The 1,058-nt window shown below is 42.2% G+C and carries 1 protein-coding gene; it reads right to left on the reverse strand.

What is annotated here, in order from left to right:
* Nucleotides 1-30: 30 nt before the first annotated feature.
* A complete protein-coding gene (locus QOS03_RS09120) occupies nucleotides 31-957 on the reverse strand; it encodes an IS30 family transposase (RefSeq protein WP_283576187.1) in 927 nt (308 codons plus the stop codon).
* Nucleotides 958-1,058 lie beyond the last annotated feature (101 nt).

Genomic DNA, 1,058 nt, shown 5'->3' on the forward strand with positions numbered 1-1,058 from the left:
GGCAGATTGCAAGAAATAACTTGAACAAATCTATTGGCGCAGATTAAGCAAAAAGATCTCAATTGGTGAATGCCAGTTGAGACATTTAAGCGGTCGGGAATTTAAGTACCAGTTAATTTGAATTAGCTCATCATCACTTAGCTCTTCAATTGGTTGTCCCTTAGGAATGAACCGTCGCAGGACTCGATTGCGATTCTCGTTACTACCACGTTCATGTGGTGAATAAGCATGGGCAAAGTAAACTTGGGTACTGGTTAAGGCTTCGATCGCCTGATAATCCGCAAATTCTTTACCATGGTCAACCGTTAAGGTCTTAAGTCTTCCGTTGAGCTGATGAGCTAGTTCTACTACTGCCTGCTTCATTGATTGACTATCACGCCCATGAAGTCGTTTAACAATCGTCAGGCGACTCTTCCGTTCCACAAAAGTAGCGACAGCTTGTCCCTTACGCTTGCCAGAAAGTACTGTATCAGCCTCAAAATGGCCGAACTCTTGACGAGTTTCAATAGCAGTTGGGCGTTCTTCAATTGGACGTCCATGGCTAAAAGTGCCGCGTTTCTCTTTAGTTCGATGGCGGCGAATGCCATGATCTGGCAAGTCCTTCAACTGTAAATCGAGCAGGCCTTGATCAATCCAGTTATAGATGGACTTATAAGCAATTCCAACCACATGAGCGACCTGTTCCGCTGACCATTTTTGAACTTTGATTTTCTCTTCAATCAACTGTTTAAGATTAGTGGTTAAAGAAGATTTACGCCCTCGTTGCGCAATCTTCCTTTCAAAGTCGGCTTGTGCTAATTGTGCCTGATAAGCAACAACGTCCAGTCGATGAAGCTCATTAAAAATAGTGGTCTTACTGAAGCCCAAGTAGTCGGCGATATACTGTAAGGAACGTTTTTCGTTGTGAAGTGTTTCAATGACAACGCGGTCTGAAAATGATAAGATAGTGGTACCCATAAAGGTCCTTCTTTCAATGGATTTAGTTTAGCAACACCATTAAAGACCTTTATGGGTTTTTCTGTCCACTTAAATGTTCAACTTAAATTTTACAATCTGCC

The sequence above is a fragment of the Limosilactobacillus pulli genome, assembly GCF_947381555.1.
Classification (GTDB): domain Bacteria; phylum Bacillota; class Bacilli; order Lactobacillales; family Lactobacillaceae; genus Limosilactobacillus; species Limosilactobacillus pulli.